At 41.9% G+C, this 19,369-nt stretch carries 20 protein-coding genes; 4 read left to right on the top strand and 16 right to left on the bottom strand.

Annotated features, from left to right (window positions below; all coding sequences use genetic code 11):
* The first annotated feature begins 130 nt into the window (after window positions 1–130).
* Entirely contained in the window at window positions 131–547 is a 417-nt protein-coding gene (locus tag EHQ64_RS10530) for an MAPEG family protein (RefSeq protein WP_135649450.1), read from the top strand.
* 2 nt (window positions 548–549) lie between these two features.
* On the opposite strand, the gene EHQ64_RS10535 is transcribed toward EHQ64_RS10530, so the two are convergent.
* From EHQ64_RS10535 to EHQ64_RS10600, 14 genes are all read right to left on the bottom strand, one after another.
* On the bottom strand, window positions 550–1,173 hold the full coding sequence (locus EHQ64_RS10535; protein ID WP_135649451.1) for a hypothetical protein: 624 nt from the start codon (window positions 1,171–1,173) through the stop codon (window positions 550–552).
* A gap of 150 nt (window positions 1,174–1,323) precedes the next feature.
* On the bottom strand, window positions 1,324–1,836 hold the full coding sequence (locus EHQ64_RS10540) for an SseB family protein (protein ID WP_135649452.1): 513 nt from the start codon (window positions 1,834–1,836) through the stop codon (window positions 1,324–1,326).
* A 2-nt stretch (window positions 1,837–1,838) separates the two neighbouring features.
* Complete coding sequence (locus tag EHQ64_RS10545; protein ID WP_135649453.1) at window positions 1,839–3,317, bottom strand: NADH-quinone oxidoreductase subunit N; 1,479 nt, start codon at window positions 3,315–3,317, stop codon at window positions 1,839–1,841.
* Window positions 3,314–4,963 (bottom strand): complex I subunit 4 family protein, encoded by a 1,650-nt coding sequence (locus EHQ64_RS10550; protein WP_135649454.1) that lies wholly within the window; start codon window positions 4,961–4,963, stop codon window positions 3,314–3,316. Before EHQ64_RS10550 ends, EHQ64_RS10545 begins: the two co-directional genes overlap by 4 nt.
* 1 nt (window position 4,964) lies before the next feature.
* A complete protein-coding gene (nuoL, locus tag EHQ64_RS10555; protein WP_135649455.1) occupies window positions 4,965–6,899 on the bottom strand; it encodes an NADH-quinone oxidoreductase subunit L in 1,935 nt (644 codons plus the stop codon).
* Window positions 6,900–6,903: 4 nt separating this feature from the next.
* The gene (gene nuoK / locus EHQ64_RS10560; RefSeq protein ID WP_425460416.1) at window positions 6,904–7,239 is read right to left on the bottom strand and encodes an NADH-quinone oxidoreductase subunit NuoK; all 336 of its coding nucleotides are present in this window, start codon (window positions 7,237–7,239) and stop codon (window positions 6,904–6,906) included.
* Window positions 7,236–7,847, bottom strand: coding sequence for an NADH-quinone oxidoreductase subunit J family protein (locus EHQ64_RS10565; RefSeq protein ID WP_135649456.1), 612 nt, complete (start codon window positions 7,845–7,847; stop codon window positions 7,236–7,238). Before EHQ64_RS10565 ends, nuoK begins: the two co-directional genes overlap by 4 nt.
* Entirely contained in the window at window positions 7,841–8,899 is a 1,059-nt protein-coding gene (gene nuoH / locus EHQ64_RS10570) for an NADH-quinone oxidoreductase subunit NuoH (protein WP_135649457.1), read from the bottom strand. The genes EHQ64_RS10565 and nuoH overlap by 7 nt, the downstream gene beginning before the upstream one ends.
* Window positions 8,900–8,902: 3 nt before the next feature.
* Window positions 8,903–10,201, bottom strand: coding sequence for an NADH-quinone oxidoreductase subunit NuoF (gene nuoF / locus EHQ64_RS10575; protein ID WP_135649458.1), 1,299 nt, complete (start codon window positions 10,199–10,201; stop codon window positions 8,903–8,905).
* Between the two features lie 10 nt (window positions 10,202–10,211).
* Window positions 10,212–10,691, bottom strand: coding sequence for an NADH-quinone oxidoreductase subunit NuoE family protein (locus EHQ64_RS10580; RefSeq protein ID WP_135649459.1), 480 nt, complete (start codon window positions 10,689–10,691; stop codon window positions 10,212–10,214).
* Window positions 10,691–11,905: an NADH-quinone oxidoreductase subunit D gene (locus tag EHQ64_RS10585; protein WP_135649546.1), complete on the bottom strand. Its 1,215-nt coding sequence runs from the start codon at window positions 11,903–11,905 to the stop codon at window positions 10,691–10,693. Before EHQ64_RS10585 ends, EHQ64_RS10580 begins: the two co-directional genes overlap by 1 nt.
* 10 nt (window positions 11,906–11,915) lie before the next feature.
* The gene (locus EHQ64_RS10590; RefSeq protein ID WP_135649460.1) at window positions 11,916–12,437 is read right to left on the bottom strand and encodes an NADH-quinone oxidoreductase subunit C; all 522 of its coding nucleotides are present in this window, start codon (window positions 12,435–12,437) and stop codon (window positions 11,916–11,918) included.
* Window positions 12,434–12,994 carry an NADH-quinone oxidoreductase subunit B gene (locus EHQ64_RS10595; RefSeq protein ID WP_135649461.1) on the bottom strand — a complete coding sequence of 187 codons (561 nt, stop codon included), beginning with the start codon at window positions 12,992–12,994 and terminating at the stop codon, window positions 12,434–12,436. Before EHQ64_RS10595 ends, EHQ64_RS10590 begins: the two co-directional genes overlap by 4 nt.
* Window positions 12,985–13,362, bottom strand: a complete 378-nt coding sequence (locus tag EHQ64_RS10600; protein ID WP_135649462.1) for an NADH-quinone oxidoreductase subunit A — start codon at window positions 13,360–13,362, stop codon at window positions 12,985–12,987. The genes EHQ64_RS10595 and EHQ64_RS10600 overlap by 10 nt, the downstream gene beginning before the upstream one ends.
* A 512-nt stretch (window positions 13,363–13,874) precedes the next feature.
* Here EHQ64_RS10600 and EHQ64_RS10605 point away from each other — a divergent pair.
* Entirely contained in the window at window positions 13,875–14,339 is a 465-nt protein-coding gene (locus tag EHQ64_RS10605) for a MaoC family dehydratase (protein WP_135649463.1), read from the top strand.
* Between the two features lie 18 nt (window positions 14,340–14,357).
* Window positions 14,358–14,783 carry a MarR family winged helix-turn-helix transcriptional regulator gene (locus tag EHQ64_RS10610; protein ID WP_135649464.1) on the top strand — a complete coding sequence of 142 codons (426 nt, stop codon included), beginning with the start codon at window positions 14,358–14,360 and terminating at the stop codon, window positions 14,781–14,783.
* A 7-nt stretch (window positions 14,784–14,790) separates the two neighbouring features.
* Here the strand turns inward: EHQ64_RS10610 and EHQ64_RS10615 are convergent, their stop codons facing one another.
* Together EHQ64_RS10615 and EHQ64_RS10620 are read right to left on the bottom strand one after the other, a co-directional pair.
* Window positions 14,791–16,503, bottom strand: coding sequence for an HsdM family class I SAM-dependent methyltransferase (locus EHQ64_RS10615; protein WP_135649465.1), 1,713 nt, complete (start codon window positions 16,501–16,503; stop codon window positions 14,791–14,793).
* Between the two features lie 137 nt (window positions 16,504–16,640).
* Entirely contained in the window at window positions 16,641–17,609 is a 969-nt protein-coding gene (locus EHQ64_RS10620) for an ankyrin repeat domain-containing protein (RefSeq protein ID WP_135649466.1), read from the bottom strand.
* A 228-nt stretch (window positions 17,610–17,837) separates the two neighbouring features.
* On the opposite strand from EHQ64_RS10620, the gene EHQ64_RS10625 reads away from it, so the two are divergent.
* Window positions 17,838–19,328: an amidase gene (locus EHQ64_RS10625; protein ID WP_135649467.1), complete on the top strand. Its 1,491-nt coding sequence runs from the start codon at window positions 17,838–17,840 to the stop codon at window positions 19,326–19,328.
* The last annotated feature ends 41 nt before the right edge of the window (window positions 19,329–19,369 follow it).

Here is a 19,369-nt window from a genome sequence, read left to right on the forward strand (position 1 = left end):
AAAAGTTTTTCGAGTCAATGAAAATAGAAACTTAGACCTGCAACTTCTAAGGAAAATTCGTGTCTTTTGCTTGCAGAAGAGGATCAAAACGGATTCATATAAAATTCACTTAGACTATTAAGGGCATACGATGTTTAGAGAGTATTGGCTTCTTCCGATCGCTGCTTTGGCGCTACTGACTTTTTTCGTTCTTCTTCAAATTCCGATCCGCCGTTTTTATGCCGCTTTCACCGGTAAGGTATTTGCGGAAGATTTTAAATTTGGAGAATCAAAAAACGTTCCAAGTTGGGTTTCCATTGCAAATCGGAATTACATGAATCTGTTGGAGATCCCTTTACTTTTTTATCTGATTTGTCTGATCCATTTTTTAACGAATAAGGAAGATTCTCTGAACTTCCAACTCGCTTGGATCTACGTTTTTCTGAGAATTATACATAGTATGATCCATCTTACATATAATAACGTAATACATAGATTACTAGCATTCGCCTCCAGTAATTTTATACTATTCGGGATTTGGGTGAATTACTTCCGACAATTTATATAGGATCATTTTTTAGGAGTGAAGATCTGTTTGGATAAAGCCAGATCCAAGGTTTTTAAACCCATATATCTACCCAATTTTTCGTATTCATTTCCGGGAGAATAGAATGGGGCTAAGAATATAAAGAAAACCTGATAGTAGAAATCATATTTTTCAGTCAAATCCACGGACCCTAGTAGGTTTCCTTTCGAATCGTAGAAGTCTGTACTCATCGAGAAAGCGCCCTCTTCTCTATATGGCCTAAATCCCCAACCTTTGGAAAATACGTATTCAATACCTCTATATTCCGCTTGGGATTCCACGATCTTGATCTGGATCTTCAGATCGCCATCAGGAGTGGAAGTAACTTCTCTAAATAATCCGGAATCTTCGTACGCTGAAAGAAGAGTACCAGTCCAGGTTTCTTCTCTTTCTTTTTGTTCTTCCTCTTCCAAATTATAGACGGTGTCGTCTTTTTCGGGAATATAGATAACTTTCAAAGAAGCTTTTTTATAATGTTTTAATGTTTGCCCTTCATTCAAAGAAGAAGGCCCCGAAAACTCCATCCTGGAAACCAAGACACAATTCTTAAAAATCGTGAAAAATAAAAGCAGGGAAAAATATGTATATATTCGAAATGCGGAACGCATCAGAAAGTCCGGAAAAATGATCTTTTTCAGACAATCATTCGAAATACCATTAGAGAATCCAGCTCGAATTCATAAAAACTGAAATGCGCGGTTTCAATTCAAAAGGTAGATTTGTTTGGCCTAAAACAGATCCAATTTCAAAAAAATCTCTTATTTCTCTTTTTGTAGGAGTTCCAAATGTTCTCTAGAAAGGATCCATAACGTGGAACCTGGATCTATCGCCACTCCGGATACTCCCTTATTCTGTAGTCCTAAAGCCCATAACTCTCTTGCGGTGATCGGAACAAGTGCTGTTTCCTTTCCGAAGTATCGGATCGATTCGGAGGGATGGGAGAAGGCAGGAAGAAATACTCTTCCACGTTCGTCGCTTACATATAATAATACGATCGGCTCAGGCCCTTTTTTAGGAGTGGCCTTCTTCTTTTTTTTAGCCGCCACTTTTTTCTTAGGCTTTGCTTTTTTAGGGAGTTGCTCTGCCCCAGCATGAGGGATCAAAAAATACGCTTTGGTTAGTTCCGCTGAAAGTTTCTCCAGATTTTTTTCGGAACGTTTTTTGGAGTAGAGATAAATAGCTTCCCTAAACCCGGCATTCTCTCCGTCAAACTTAGGGATCGGCTCTAAATAATCTTTTATGAAAGAAAAAATTTTACCTGTAACCGACATGATCACTTTCTGAGTTCTGCAGATTTAGGTGCAAACTTAAGTTCGACCAAATCTTTAGGTTGGAGAAAATACCATCCTGCAAGTATCGCAACTAATGATATTGCGGATACCAAAACGACTCCGTAGCTAGCTTTAGGAGAATCTAATTTAGATATTTCCCCTTCTTCCGAACTCATATAAACTACGATGCCTACTTTTACATAATAATATAATGCTAATGCAGAGTTTGCAATTCCCCCGATCAAAAGCCATTTAGCGATGGCACTCGACTGGTCTGCAATTTTCTGGAATAAGAATAACTTCGCCCAGAAACCACCAAGAGGAGGTATACCTGCCAATGAAAGAAAGAATAAGAAGAATACTAAGCTTGTCCATGGCCTGGACTTTGCGAGTCCTGAAATAGATTCGTAAGTCACCTGACGATTTCCTTCTTCCAAGAAAGAGAGTACTGCAAAGGCTCCTAAACTCATGAACGAATATACGATCAAATAAAAGAGAGCTTCTTCTTTTCCACCTAAAGAGATCCCAGCAACCACGTAACCCGCATGGGCAATAGAAGAATATGCCAACACCCTTTTAATATTAGTTTGTTTTAATGCTACGAAATTTCCGTAAGTCATGGAAAGTAAAGCGAGTATTCCCATGATCCAAGTCCATTCTCCCCCAGAAACAGACACTGGTAACTTGGAGAACACAACCAGTAATAATCCCATGGAAGCAGACTTGGAAGCAGTCGCCATAAAACCGGTAACCGGAGTTAAAGCACCTTCATACGCATCCGGTGTCCAAGAATGATAAGGGAATAACGCGATCTTAAACGAGATTCCAGTAAGTAATAACAATAATCCGATCTTTGTAAAATTCGAATCGAATCCTGCACTTACTAATGGTTTTAAAGAAGTTTCTAAATGAGTCGTTCCAGATCCGCCGAATAAGAATGCCATTCCAAAAAGGAAAAATCCTGTGGAAAAACTTCCTAAAAGAAAATATTTCAAACTAGCTTCCAATGAATAGATATCACTTCGAGCCATTCCTACGAGCACATATAAGGAAACCGACATGAGTTCCAAGCCGACGAAGATCGTGACAGTATCCGTTCCGGAAGTCATTAGGAACATTCCAACAACCGAAAAAAGCAGAAGTGGATAGAATTCCGGAAATTCCATTTTATGTTGTTCTAATACTCTTGGAGAAGCAAGCACAGTGCAGAACGCAGCGACTAAATACAATGCTCCGAACCAAAAGCCTAAAACTGAAATTTCATAGTGACCCGAAAAATAAGAACCTAAACCGGGATTCATTTGAGTTTGTAAAAGCGAAAGAAAAGCGGCGATGATGATCAATCCGGAAGTAAATCTTACGATCCGGAATTCGAATCCATGGAAGAAAAATTGTAATCCTAATAATAGGATCCCACCACCGGATAAGATCAGAATAGGAAGTATGGAAAGTAAATCCGCTGAATTCGGGATCAGATTCATTCTTCCGCCTCCTCTGCCACGGTTTTTTTACCTGGGATCCCCATTCCTTTTACGGAACTGATCCGATCCTCGTAGTTAGGTGGGTTTGCACCTAAAGTTCTGTAGTTTATAAATTTCTTCTTGGTATTTTTCAAAGTACCTTCCTGTTCTAAAAAGGCCCTTTCTTCCAAGGCTTGTTTAGAAGTCAGATTCAATACGACTCTCGCGCTGGGTTTCAAATAATCAAGGAGCGTATTCGGAAAGATCCCTGTGACAATGATGATCCCGGCAGTCACGATCACAATAAACTTCTCCCGTAATGTAAGAGGCGATAGACTAGAAGAAAGAGAGTTCGGCTCCCCGAAGAGCAATTTTTTTGCGAAGTATAACATGTATCCTGCTGCAAAAATTACCGCACTTCCCGCTAAGAATCCATATAAGAGACTATATTTAAATGTTCCGAGTAATACTAAGAATTCTCCCACGAATCCGTTCGTTCCGGGAAGTCCAGCACTCGCGAAACTCGCTATACCTATGGTAATCGCTAAAAAAGGAGCCGCTTTAGCTATACCTGAATACTTATCCAGCTCGTTCGTCCCGGTTCTTTCATGCAAGAAACCTAATATAAAGAAAAGAAGGCCTGAAGTAAAGCCGTGGTTGATCATTTGCAACATTCCACCCGCGACTCCTTCTTCCGTAAGAGTTAGTATTCCTAAGATACAAAATCCCATATGAGATAAAGAGGAGAATGCAATAAGACGTTTACTATTCTTTTGGGTTAAGGCCACGATCGCTCCATAAACGATCCCTGCAACTGCAAGTCCGGCTAATATAAATCTGTATTCCAAAAATACCTGAGGAAAAAGAGGAATAGCCACTCTTACATAGGCGAATAGACCGATCTTCAATAAAATACCGGCCAAGTCCACGGACCCCACAGTAGGTGCTTCTTCGTGAACATCAGGCATCCAAGTATGGAATGGAAATAAAGGGACCTTGATCGCGAATGCAAAACTAAATCCGATAAATAACCAAAACTTAATATTCGCAGGAATTAAATTCAGTGAATTGACTGCGAGCTCTTCCAAATCGAAAGTATGAGTGTAATGATATAAGACCAGAATGCATGCGAGCATGAATACAGATCCGGTAAAAGAGAACACCAGATACTTCATCGCTGCCTTGATCCTTCCAGTTTCTCCCCAAATCCCCACCATGAGAGTGAAAGGTAACACCATCCATTCCCAAAAAACGTAGAACTGGATCAGATTTACTGAAAGAAATACACCGATCACTCCAGTTTCCACAAGTAGAAGTAGGATAAAAAATTCCCTAAGTCTATGTTTTACATTGGAGAAAGCGGATAGAGCGGAAAGGAAGAAAAGAAGAGAGGACATCGTGATCAAAAGCAGAGAAAAACCGTCTGCAGCGATATGATAGTCCAAACCTCCGGATTGAAGATCTAAGAAATTCCAGATCTTATGGGTGAATTGGAATCCACTATCCCCTTTTATGAACTCTAAAAAGAGAGGGATTACCATCCCGAAAGCTCCCAGAGTTACGATAGAGGACCAAGTTCGGATCCATTTTTCGTTCTTAGAAAGAAATAAGAAAGGTATCCCGAGAACCGGTAAAAACAGAAGAATACTTAAATAATATTGGGGCATTTTAGATCCCCCTCCATAAAAACACGGATAAAATCAAGACTGTTCCCAACACTATTAAGAAAGCGTAATCTACTACGGTTCCGGTCTGTAATCTTCTCAAAAAAGAAGAGATCCCACCGGAAAGTCTAGCGGTGCCGGTCAAAACTCGATCGATCCAAAGTTTTTCCACCACTTCTGATAAAAATTCGGACAAAACATTTAAAGGCCCGATGAAAACATTCTGAATGATCTCATCTATAAAATACTTATTTGCAGGAAGAATTCTCCAGCCTGTATAAGCCGATTCGTCCAAAGGAAGTTTTTCTTTTTTCCCGAAGAAGAGCCAATAGATACCTACTCCAAGGAGGATAGCTCCCAAAGAAAGAACTGCAAGTAGGAGCTCCAACTCATGAGTTAAATGATGAGCCTCGACGGAAACATTCTTAAGCTGAGAAGAATACAGTAAACCTTTTGCAAAAACAGGGGCAAAATACTTCTCTAAGAAATCGATCCCCCCGCCCAAAGATTCCGGAACAAGTAGATATCCGGAAAAAGCAGCTCCAAGAGAAAGAATGACTAAAGGCAAAGTCATAGTCCAAGGAGACTCATGAGGATGAACATGATGAGAGACCCTGGACTTTCCGGTAAACGCCAAGAACGTTAGACGGAACATGTAGAACGTGGTTAAAAATGCAGTCACTACTCCCATTGCAAAGAATACTGGATGGAAGAAGAATGCCTTTTCTAAGATCAGATCCTTGGAAAAAAATCCACTGAATGGAGGAGCTCCTACAATCGCCAATGTCCCGAGAAGGAATGTCCACCAAGTGATCTTCATCTGGGATTTTAGGCCTCCCATTTTTCTTAGGTCTTGTTCATCCGACAAACCGTGGATTACGGAACCTGAACCTAAGAATAGAAGCGCCTTAAAGAAAGCATGAGTTAATAAATGGAACAAACCAGCAACATACGCGCCGGTTCCCATAGCAACGAACATATAACCTAGCTGGGAAACGGTAGAATAGGCCAAAACCTTTTTGATATCATTCTGATAAACGCCAATGGTCGCAGCAAAGAATGCAGTGAAAGTCCCTATACAAACGATCCAAAATCCGACCTTAGGAACTAGAATGAATATAAAATTCAATCTAGCGATCAGAAATAATCCGGCAGTCACCATTGTAGCAGCATGGATCAAAGCAGAAACCGGAGTAGGACCTGCCATCGCATCCGGTAACCAAACATGGAATGGGAACTGCGCGGATTTCCCCATCGCGCCTACAAAAAAGCAGATAGCGACTAAAGGAAGTGCATTCAGGAAAAATTTAGCCTGAGGCAAAGATTCGGAAATCGTAATAAAAGAAACGGATCCTACAAGCCAATACGTCAAGGCAATCCCTGCGATCATCGCAAGGTCGGCAACCCTGTTAGTAACGAATGCCTTGATACTTGCGTTTGCCGCATTTTCCTTATGAGTATCGAAACCGATCAGAAGGTAAGAACAAAGTCCCACTCCTTCCCAACCGAAAAACAGGACTACAAGGTTTTCAGCCAAAACCAAATGAAGCATGAAGAATACGAATAAGTTCAGGTAAGAGAAAAATCTAGCGATCCCAGGATTTCCTTTCATGTATCCGACGGAATACAGATGGATCAAACTACCGATCCCGGTGATGACGAGCGCCATAAATAAAGAAAGCTGATCCACCTGATATGCTAGATCTACTTTAAAATTTCCTACATCTACCCAATTGAACAAGGATACTAATTTTGGAACTGTGTTCTGCAAAGGTTGGAATTGCAAGTATGCGAATACGCTCGCTCCAAAAGAAATAAAGGAGAAGATAGTTCCGATTGGACCGGAGGAACCTTTCCAATATCTTCCGAATAAAGCATTCAGAACGGATCCAAGAAGAGGAGAGAAAACTAAGATCGGTAAAAGAATTTCCCAACTCATGAGATTACCATTTCATTAAATTCATTTCGTCTACGAAACTTGTCTTTTTCTTTCTGTGAATTGCAACTACCAATGCGAGTCCTATAGCGGCTTCTGCGGCGGCGATTGCCATTACGAAAAATACTACTACCTCTCCCTGCACTTGTTGGAGAGATTTAGAGAATACCACAAAGACCAAATTTACAGAATTGAGCATCAGCTCTATACACATGAAGATGACTACTGCACTTCTTCTGAATAAAACTCCGGCAACTCCGATCGAAAAAACGATACAGGCAAGGATCAGCAGATACTCTACGGGAATTCCCGCAAGAGTTGGTTTCAGAACTCCAGGATTCATGGCTCCCCTTCTTCGGACTTTTTGCCTAAATTCTTTTTTCCTAATATAACTGCGCCAAGAACAGCGGCTAATAACAAAATAGAGACTATCTCAAAAGGAAGAAGATAATCCAAAAACATGGAACTTCCTACAACTGCGGTGTTTCCTTCCGCAAGAACTTGGATCTTTCCCTCTTCCGCCTTGGTCAAAGGATATTCATAAGCTCCTGTGCTGGAATAACCTTTTGCATTCGCATCCGTATTCGGGACACCTTCTCGAACCGAATTGATAAGAACTATTCCGAGCAACACGACTACGGATAATACCAAAACTTTTTTCAAAGGATGATCCCAGAGTTTCGCGATCCCTTCGTCATGCAAAGATAATAGCATAAGAACGAATACGACGAGAACCATGATGGCGCCCGCATATACCAAAACCTGCATGGTTGCTACGAACACCGAACCGATGACTGCGTAAATTCCCGCTAACGCAAAGAATGCAAGCACGAGTAAAATCGCAGAGCTTATAGGATTCGGATGAAATACAACTCCGAGTGCTCCGGCGATCAATACTCCGCCAAAAATAAAAAAGAGCAGAAGTTGAGGATTGTCGAATACTCCTACCATTTCCAGAAACCGTCCAAACTAACGTAAATGCTTGCGATCAAAATATTTGCGACCGCCCAAGGGATCATTTTTTTCCAACCGATAGTCATCAGCTGATCATAACGAAATCTAGGCAGGGTCCATCTCACCCACATGAATAAGAATGCAAAGAACAGGACCTTCAAGGTGAAAAACCCGAGCCCTGCCCAAGCCTGCCAAGCTGAACCGTTCAACCAACCGAAAGGAAGATGATATCCACCAAAGAACAGAATTGTGACCACACAACTCATTGTGATCATATTCATGTATTCAGCGATAAAGAATAATGCGAACTTAAATGCTCCGTATTCCGTATGAAATCCTACAACTAGCTCCGACTCCGCTTCTGCCAAATCGAAAGGAAGACGATTCGTTTCCGCAAACATCGCTACCACAAACACCGAGAATGCGATAAATCCAGGAAGTTTAAAAATATTCCAAAGACCAATCTGAGCATCATTGATATCCGTTAGCTTTAAAGATCCAGTCAGGATCACGATAGAGGCCACAGAAAGCCCGAGAGGCAATTCGTAACTGATCATCTGAGCGGTGGAACGAATCCCTCCGATCAGAGAGTATTTATTATTACTGGACCAACCTGCCAAGATGATCCCATATACTGACAAACTGGAGATCGCAAATAAGAATAGGATCCCTGTATCAGGATTTGCGATTTGTAGATCCAAAGATGCAAATCCGACTTCTTTTGCAAGCCAGTCAGGCAGAAGGATCGTTCCCCCAAGAGGAACAACAGCCCAGGCCATGATAGCACAGGTCATAGAAATTGCAGGTGCAATGAGATACATCACACGATTTACATTCTTAGGGAAAATTTCCTCTTTGGTTAAGAACTTGATCCCATCCGCCAAAGGTTGAAATAAACCGAAAGGACCTGCACGATTCGGCCCTTTTCTATCCTGGATAAATCCAGCCACTTTACGTTCTGCTAATGTATAGTAAGCGCAAGCAGTGATGAATACGAAGAAAAAGAGCGCACTTTTCAGAAGCCAGAGTAGAACTATATTCCAATCCATGAATCAGGCCCCGCTCGCAGCAGGCTGTTCCACTTCTTCTTTAGCCGCCTTGTCTTTTAATCTAGCTTCGAATTCATGTTTGAACTTTAAGATCGTAGGTCGAACCGCACCCACACAAGCATCCGAAAGAGGGCAGATCGTAGTTCCACCTTCCATGTTTCTTGCGAGAGAAAGTATAAGATCCAAATCGGCAGTAGTTCCTTCTCCTTCTCGGATCTTATGTAAGAGGTCCCTCACCCAATGAGTACCTTCTCTACAAGGAGTACATTGCCCGCAGGATTCATGAGCGTAGAATCTAGCGAATCTATAAGTAGTTTCTACAAGATCAGTTCCTTCTCCGATCACGATCACTGCACCGGAACCAAGCATCGTCTTATGAGCTGCCATGGATTCAAAATCCATATTCGCAGTTTTACATTCTTCCGCAGTTAGGATCGGAACGGAAGACCCGCCCGGGATCACAGCCTTAAGAGGAATATCATCCAACATTCCACCACAAAGATCATTGATGAGTTCGAGCAAAGGAGTCCCAAGTTCTATCTCATACACTCCAGGTCTTTTTACATGACCGGATACGGAGAATAAACGAGTGCCTGGAGACTTTTCAGTCCCGATCTTGGAATACCAGTCCGCGCCCTTATCGATGATATGAGGAACTGTAGAAAAAGTTTCCACATTATTCACAACAGTAGGACAACGATATAATCCGGAAACCGCAGGGAACGGAGGCTTTAATCTTGGATGGCCTCTTCTGCCTTCCAAAGAATTGATCAGAGCAGTTTCTTCTCCGCAGATATAAGCGCCTGCACCGGCATATAATACCAGATCAAAATCGAATCCGCTTCCTAAGATATTTTTTCCTAAATATCCTTTCGCATAGGCTTCATCTATCGCCTTCTGCATGGAATCGATCCCTTTATTAAATTCTCCGCGAATATAAAAGAATCCTTTATTAGCGCCGATCGCCTTAGCCCCGATCACCATTCCTTCAATGATCTGGTGGGGAAGATTTTCGATCAGTTTACGATCTTTGAATGTTCCAGGTTCTCCCTCGTCTGCATTGCAGATAAGATACTTAGGCTTAGGAATATCTTTCGGAATGAAGGACCATTTCATACCGGTAGGGAAGCCTGCGCCCCCTCTTCCTCTCAGTCCCGATTTTTTTACGATATCAATAATTTCTTCAGGCGCCATGGCGAGGGCTTTTTTCATCCCGTCGTAACCATGGACCGACTCGTAGAATTCCAGTTCGTTCGAACGAGGATCTTCTATAAATTTTGTAAGGATTTTCATTTCTGCCATAGTTTTCCCCTTACTTCAGATCCTTCAGGATCTCATCCATCTTTTCGAACGTTAAATTTTCATAATATGCTTCGTTGATCTGCACCATTGGAGCGTATCCGCAAGCACCCAGACATTCTACTTCTTCCAGAGTGAACTTTTTGTCCGGAGTGGTCTCTCCGAGCTCGATCCCTAAGCGGGAACAAATATGTTTTTCGAGTTTATCGTTCCCTCTTATATAACAAGAAGAAGTCCCGCAGATCTGGATATGATACTTTCCTACGGGTTTCTTATTATAAAGAGTGTAGAATGTAGCGACCCCATATATATGAGCAAGAGAGATCGGATCACCTATCTTCCCAGCAAGTGCCTCCATCCCGTCTCTGTCCACATATCCCTGTTCTTTTTGTAGGAGGTACAACCCAGGAAGGATCACACTTCGTTTATCAGGGAACATCTCCAGAAGTTTGTCCAATCTGGAGATCGATTCGGAAGAAAATTGATAACTCATCAGCAGTCCAACTCCCCTGCGATCACATTCATAGAGCTCATAGTGGCGACAGTGTCCGCAAGAAGAGAACCTTTTACTAATTCAGGAAAGGATTGATAGAACCAAAAACAAGGCCTACGCACATGCACTCTCCATGGAGACTTCTCTCCTTCGGAAACGATATAAAAACCGAGCTCGCCATTTGCCGCTTCGGTAGACATATAATATTCTCCCGGAGGGACTTTGATCCCGTGCATGATCAATTTGAAATGGTAGATCAACTCTTCCATATTCTTATACACTTTGCTTTTTTCAGGAAGAAAGATATGAGGCATATCCGCGTGATGAGCGCCTGTTGGAAGACCATCGATTAGTTGTTCCACGATCCTAAGTGACTGGCGCATCTCCTCCATACGAACAAGAGTCCTATGAAGAACGGAACCGTCCTCTCCGACAGGAACATCGAAATCCACCTTATCGTAGAACATATAAGGATCATCTTTACGAATATCCCAAGGAACACCCGCGGCTCTCAAATTCGGACCGGAATATCCGTAAGCGATCGCGTCTTCTGCGGAAATCCCGCCGACACCTTCGGTCCGATCCATAAAAATTCTATTATTCACGAGTAAGGATTGGAACTCTTCGATCGCAGGACGAAGCCCTTTGATAATTGTCTTCACATCCTTTACGAATTCAGGATAAATATCTTTTTCTAATCCGCCAACTCTACAGAAAGTAGTAGTGAGTCTTGCACCGGTCAGTTTCTCCAGCACTTGGTAGATATTTTCTCTATGATGAAAAAGATGTAACATCCCGGAGAATGCCCCAAGGTCCACACCCAAAATCCCGTTGCAGATGATATGATCCATTGTCCTGGAAAGTTCGGACACAATCATACGAACATAGGTTACCTTGTCCGGAACTTCTATCCCGAGCATTTTTTCTACCGCAAGGATCCAACCGATATTATTCAAAGGAGTGGAGACGTAGTTCATTCTGTCCGTGCAGACCAAGAACTGATTATAAGTATAACGTTCTCCTAATTTTTCAAAACTACGATGAACGTATCCGATCACAGACTCTGCTTCGACGACTCTTTCTCCATCGAGCTGGATCACATTTTGTAAAATTCCGTGAGTAGAAGGGTGAGAAGGTCCCAAGTTTACGAGTAGATGACCTTCCGGGAGTTTTTTCTGTTTAAGGCTGAAATGTTCCGCGGTTTTTTCGTACATCGCCGTCATCTTAAGCCTCCATATCCTCTTTTAAGTGGATGGTGAGAAGATCTTCTACCAGATAGTCCTGGCCAAAACCTTCTAAAGGATAATCTTTTCGTAATGGATGCCCTTGGAAATTATCAGGCATGATCAAACGATCCATTCTAGGGTGCCCCGTGAATTTAATTCCGAAAAGATCATAAACTTCTCTTTCCGGCCAATTTGCACCTTTGAAGATCCCGATGATGGTCGGAACCTCTTCGTCTTCTTCCAAAGCGACTCTGAATTGTACCTTTGTAGAGGACTTATTTCCGGAGCGGAGAAGATAACATACTTCGAAGCGAGGCTTCTTCTTTCCGAGCCAATCGATTGCAGTTAGATCGTTCAGATAATTTAGTTCTATGCCAGGAGCCGTTTTAAGTGCTGTTAGCACCGGAACAATTCCTTCCGGCTTTAAGAAGAAGGTAGGAAGATTGGATTGGATCTCTTCTTCCTTGGAGATAAAATGAGAAAATTTGTCTTTTAGGAAACTCTGGACTGTTTCTTTCATCGGACGACCAGGGGTTTGTTTCTTTCGTTCATTTCCCGAATCTTATCCATTACTTCTTGTCTTCTTGCTTCCAATCCTTGGGTTTTTAACTTTTCTTGGAGCTTGATGACTGCATCCAAAAGTGCCTCCGGTCTTGGAGGACAACCCGGAACATATAAATCCACCGGAAGAATACGATCCACTCCTTGCAGAACAGAGTATGCGTGGAACATCCCTCCGGAAGAAGCGCAGGCTCCGTAACTAATTACGAACTTTGGCTCAGCCAATTGATCGTAAATTTCCCGAAGGACAGGTGCCATTTTGTAGGTAATCGTCCCAAGCACTAGGATCATATCAGCCTGTCTCGGGGAGAAAGAAGGTCTTTCCGCTCCGAATCTGGCGATATCATAGTCCGCGCAGGAAGTACTCATATATTCTATCCCGCAACATGCAGTTGCAAAAGGATAAGGCCAGAGAGAATAACTCCTTCCCCAATTGATAACGGAGTCTACAGTCGCAATTTGGAAAGAATCTCCATAAGACGATCCAGGTTGAGCCAGTTGTTCGTTCAGTCCCATTCCAAAGCCCCCTTTTTCCGAATATAATACAGTCCGACTACAAGAGTAAAAATGAAAACGAACATCTCGATCAGTAGAAAATTCCCGAGTCCCGCCTCTTTGAATGATTTTAAATTCACCGCGTAAGGGAAAAGAAAGACCGCTTCTATATCAAAAAGTATAAAAAGGACCGCGACCAAATAAAATTTGATATTAAACAATCCTTTTGCATCCCCATAATAGGGCACTCCACACTCGAAAGTGTCGTGAGGTTTTGACTTTTTTTTGGGATTTAGTAGAAAGGCGAGGCCAAGTATGAGAGCGGAGAATCCTACTCCCAGGAGAAATTGAATCAGCAGTGGACCTAGATGGTCCGGCGAACTTCCCATATCTAACTTCTATCAAACCCTGATACTCACCTATGTCAATCTAAAATCCCAAACGCTGCCCTTTCGTGCAGGCGGAAGACCGGATTCTATCATTTTACATTTTGATTTTTAACAAGTTTCGAAATGAGAATGCTTTTCAATAAGCTCTCGAAAAAAATCCAATTTTCTTTTCCAAAAACAGAACGACTGTTCTGCGTTCGAAAAAATATATTATGTTTTTATAAAATATAAATTTTCCTGTAAACTCTATGGAATTTGCAAATAAGAAAACTCAGTGATCTCCGTGACCTCTTGTGCGAAACTTTTAAGCTCTTTCGGTTCACACTGAGAGCACGGAGATCACCGAGGGATATAAATTCCGAAAAATCTAATAAATATCTATAACTCAGCCTTAATACTTTGCCTACCGAACAGAACAGTCGTTCTGGTTTCACCTAAAAAGTTGGTGACAAAACTATTTAAGTGCTTAGGCTATTGACCATATAGATCCTCGAAAGACAGGAAGAAATCAAATGGCTAAACTCGTCATCTCCAGCTTTGCCGAACTGCAGGCTTATGAAGGAAAAGAACTAGGGGTTTCCGACGCCCACGAAATCACTCAAGCACAGATAGATACTTTTGCAAACGCTACCCTGGACCATCAGTGGATCCATACGGATCCTGCAAGAGCTGCAAAAGAATCTCCTTTTGGAACTACGATCGCTCACGGATATTTAACTCTTTCTATGGCCCCTTATCTTTTGGGCCAGATCCTCGAATTGAAGAATATCAAGATGGGAATTAACTACGGAATGGAGAAATTGCGCTTCTTAGATCCGGTCAAAGTAGGTTCCAAACTCAGACTTAAGGCAGAACTTATAGAATTAAAAGATCTAAAAGGTACTGCAAGAATGACCTTAAAGTTAAGCTTCGAAGTGGAAGGTGCGGCAAAACCTGCAGCTATCGGCGAAGTGATCTACCTCTACCAATTCGCTTAATCGAATAGGGAAAAAACTATGAATCCCCGCACGATTATTTATCTGATCTCTAGGATCCGGGACGAATTTCACAGACGTTTGAACTCGGAGCTAAAGGATAAAGGCCTAGGCCAATTAACCACGACTCATGCCGATATCCTTTTTGCACTTGCGATGTCCAAACGAGTTCCAATGCAGGAAATCGCAAGGATGATAGACAGGGACAAATCCACTCTCACCGCTCTTGTGGATAAACTACAGGATCTAGGATATGTGGAAAGGGTCCGAGACACACAAGACCAAAGGATCGTTAATCTTCAACTTACTCGTAAAGCTTATTCTATCCGGCCGGTCATGTTAGGGATTTCCAGATCTTTGCTTGCAGGTTTATACAAAGGTTTTACGGAACCCGAAAAAAAGGATCTTGTCAGGCTTTTGGATAAACTTTATAAAAATCTAAAATAGAACCTTATTAAAGCCCGGTTAAGAATTCGTGCTCTATACTTTTGAGCACCGCTTCTTCTTCCGGGTTTTTACTTCCTTTTTCCCCTTTTTGCCTTCTCCCTGGAGTCCATGGCGGGATCAACTTCCTATAGTTATGAAGTAGTTTACCGATCTTCTCCTTTTCCGCTTCCTTCATTTTTCTGAAATCAGGAACAAGCAAAGAATTCAGATCTCCAGGCTCAACTTTTCTAAGTCCTTGTGCATACTCTCTCGTTCTCGTTTCCAGTTCTTTACGAACATGAGGAGTGATCAAATAAGCGAATAAAAATTCTTCAAAGTGTGCATATTCGGGTTTGGAAGAAAATCCGTGAAAACAAGTTAGATGGACAGCGGGGCTTTGGTTGTATACGAATCTCACCTCTTCTCTATGAAAAGAAGTCGCTAGTATCTTACAAGGCCCCCTGTTTTCCTGTGAATGCCAAGGTTTTCTTTTGGAAGGGAGGAATCTTTTCGGAACTCCTCTTTTAATCCCTTCTTCTAGATACTTATTAATCCCTTCTTCTTCCTGATCTTTAGGGACCTCTTTCGCATCCAAAAGCCAAACCTTGGCTCCTTGGGACTTCAAAGTATTCCAATCATCTCCGGTAAAGAAGGGAGAAAGTGCATATTGAGCTTTTGGAATGGAAGATCTAAGATAATTACGAGGGATAGATAAGTTTGAGGCATCCTTCTCGGATAAAAGAAAATATCCGTTGTCCCCTGTAGCGATTCCTCTCCTAAAACTTCCAAATTCCTTAATGGGGACCCATCCGTGACGATTATCTTCGGACATAGTCACATAATTATTGTTAGGTGAATTTTTATCATCATTTTTTATATTTTGTACCGGTTCCGAGTCATCACTCAAGAGTCTTGTCCATTTTACCTCTGCATCCGGGTGGACATTTCTCCAAGTCATCTCGGAAAGTTGTATACTATCTCCTTTAGTGAATGATGAAGTTCTTGCCCAAAGAAAACCTTCTTTGTCCGTTTCCGAATTCTCTAAGAACAGTATACAGGAAGAAGTGACAGCCCCTGCAAACAAAGACCATGAAGAATCCAGAATTAGTATACGACGCAAATATCCTGACTGAATAATCGCTTTTTTGATCGGAACTCCGTATCCAGCATTTAAAAATTCATAAGGGACCAGAATAGAAGCCCTTCCGCCAGGCTTTAATAATTTTAGTATACGAAGTAAGAAAAATACATATAGATTCGCTGTCCCAGGGATCTCTTCTCCGATCTCATCCTCGAACGCTCTTAGCATTTTTTTTCCAAGCTTAGAATGGCTTAATCTTAGGTAAGGAGGATTGCATAAGATTATATCGTATTTCTCTTCCTGTTTTGATTCCAGAAAATCTCCGAGAGTTAAATGGAAACGTTTGTTGGAGATTCCCTCTTTCTCTAGGTTTTGTATACATTTCGTATGGAGATCCGGATCTATCTCCCAACCATGAAACTCGGTGTTCAGATCCGAAAAACGCCTGTTATACTCTTTAAAAAAGATCCCCTCTCCCGTTCCGGGATCCAGAATTTTCAAGACTTGATCCTCCGCGGCCCTAGAAGTTTCGGAAACCCACTCCAACATGGGACCCACAAGACCAGAAGGTGTAAAAAATTGTCCTAGAGCTTTCTCTTTTGCTTTAGAGTCTTGCTCTTTCCGAGTGGATTCAATTTGGTCTTTGCATGGACAGATCATTTTCGCCTATTATAGCGTTCATATGACGACGCATCTCCATGACAACCTTACAATTGTTAGTGCAGATTGGAAAAAAGATCGTATACTGAAAATTTAATTCGGTATACTATAAAAACTGTATACTAAAGGAATTTGTCTTACTGAAGCTTAGAGGAAAGTTTTTCTGTCAAAATTCGTTCTATTTCATCAAGATGAAATTCTTTTGCCAGATCTAACGCCGTCTTACCCTGGTTATCCGAGAGAGAAAGGTCCGCGCCTAGTTGGATCAATTTTTGAGAAGCCTGGATATTTTTTCTTTCGATCGCTTCCATCAAGGGAGTTTTCCCTTCCGCGTCCCTATGATTTAAGTTCGTTCCGGCTTTCGCTAAAACATCTAAAATTTTAGGATCGATTTGTTTACTTTCAGTAGCATAATGGAATGCGTTTCTAGCACCGATTTGGTGACTGCCTGCAGGAGTATAGGCATCCTTCAATCTGCTAGTAAATACTGCCTTGGAACCATTCGCTAGTAAATATTCTGTGATTGCAAGACTCGCAGGAGAAGAAGCTCCACCAACTGCTAAGAATAAAGGATATTCTTCCACCCCACCCGGATCATGGTTTGCGTTGGCACCGTTCTCGATCAAAAATTTTACCAAGGCAAGGCTTTGGTTACGGATCGCCATATTCAAAAGAGAGACAGGTTTTTGATCTTCTCCCTTTCTTGCAGTGTATTCCACAAGGGCTCCGGACTCGATCAATCTTTTGGCTTCGGCCAAATCGTCCATATCCGGTATTTTTACTTTTAGTATGGGTAATAAACGATAGAATAGAACGGAATTCCCATCCACATCCTGGGCATTTATATTCGCTCCATGCTTGATGAGAAATTCCACTACATCCTCACCCTGAGCGAGCATGATCGCAGTGCGACCCTCATCGTCTTTTGCGTCTACGGTTGCCCCTTGAGATAGTAATAATTCCACCTTCTTAAGATCGCCCTCTTTCACGGAAGTAAGGAATTGCCTATCGAGTTCCGTGTTGGCCTCGATCGCCAAACTGAAGACGAAGACCAGGACCGCCCAAGTTTCTCTTCTAAGTTTGCTGTATTTTTCCAATAATTCCATGATTCCAAGCACCGATATAGCCCATCCTGATTTTGGCTCCGATTCTATAAATGAAAATTCCCAATAGCGGGGGAATATCCTTGACCATCAGAGCAGAGGATTTATGCCTCTCTCCCTTAGAGCGGTTTAATCAGGGAATGGTTCCCAAATGAAATCGAATTTGACCCGGGATTTACTTCAATTCGACCGAGTCCTAAACCACTAAAACACTTCTCCGGCGGAAATACTATGGCTACTGACAAATTCCCTTTCGATTCTTATGATACCATCGGTCTTTCGGAATTAATTCGTAAAAAAAAGGTACAACCTAAGGAATTATTAGATTTTTCTGAAGCAAAGATCGAAAGATTCAATCCGGAATTGAATGCAGTCGTTTTAAACACGATAGAGAAAGCGAGAGAAGAGCTAAAATCAGGTAAGGTACCTAAGGGATCCTTCTACGGAGTTCCCCTTCTTATTAAGGATTTATTACATCATGTAAAGGGACAGAAGATCACCGCAGGATCCAAGGCATATCGAAACTACTCGGCTCCTGATGACAGCGTATTTGTTTCTAGACTAAGGAAGGCAGGCTTTCTATTTATCGGTACTACAAACGTACCAGAATTTGCTCTAATGGGAATTACTGAGCCGAAGTTTCATGGACCTACCCGAAACCCTTGGGATCCGGAAAGAACTCCAGGAGGTTCTAGCGGAGGTTCAGGAGCTGCGGTTGCTTCTGGGATGAGCACGATAGCAACCGGCTCGGATGGAGGAGGATCCATTCGTATCCCGGCTGCATATTGTGGCCTGTTCGGATTAAAACCGAGTAGAGGAAGAGTCCCGGTTCGTCCTTACGGAAGAGTCTGGCAGGGAGCTTCTCAAGATCATGTTCTTACAAAATCCGTCCGAGATAGTGCTGCAGTTTTAGATCTGATCTCGGGTGTAGGAATAGAAGAAGCATTTTCATTAGAAAAAAGTAAAACGTCTTACCTCTCCGAAGCGAAAAAATCTCCAGGTAAATTAAAGATCGCTTATTCATTCACTTCTCCTATCGGAACACCGGTCAATCAGGATCATATAGAAGCATTACACGATACAGTAAAACTTCTACGATCCTTAGGCCATAAATTAGAAGAAGCAACTCCCACAATCGATGGAAAACGTTTAGCTAAATCATACGTCACAATGTATTTTGGAGAAGTTGCTTCCGAGATCAGCCGCTTAGACAAAGTGCTGGGAAGAAAAGCTAGAATGGGAGATGTGGAATCTACAAGTTGGATCCTTGGATTACTTGGAAGATCGATCTCAGCCGGAGATTTTGTTTCTGCGATCCGTTATTGGGACGAAGCAGCGTATATTTCAGAAACATTCCTGGAATCCTACGATCTTTATCTGACCCCTACTACTGCGGAACCTCCTGCTAAAATAGGAGAACTTGCACCGAAGTTGTATGAAGAAATTGCAATGCAGATTATCGGTAGGATCGGGACCGGAAAACTTCTTTTAGCAAGCGGAATGGTGGATCAACTCGTAGAAAAAAACCTTTCTAGAACTCCATTCACTCAACTTGCAAATCTTACAGGTCAACCTTCTATGTCCGTTCCACTTTCCAAAACAACTTTGGGTCTTCCAATCGGAATGTTATTCACTTCTAAAAGAGGAAGAGAAGATATTTTGTTCAGATTGGCGGGGCAATTGGAAAAAGAACGCCCCTGGGCGGACATAAAAAAATCTTAAAGTCTACTTGAAGTAGTTTTTGTTTTTTATTAGGCGTAAAA

The sequence above is a fragment of the Leptospira sarikeiensis genome (genome assembly GCF_004769615.1).
In the GTDB taxonomy this organism is placed as follows: Bacteria; Spirochaetota; Leptospiria; order Leptospirales; family Leptospiraceae; genus Leptospira_B; species Leptospira_B sarikeiensis.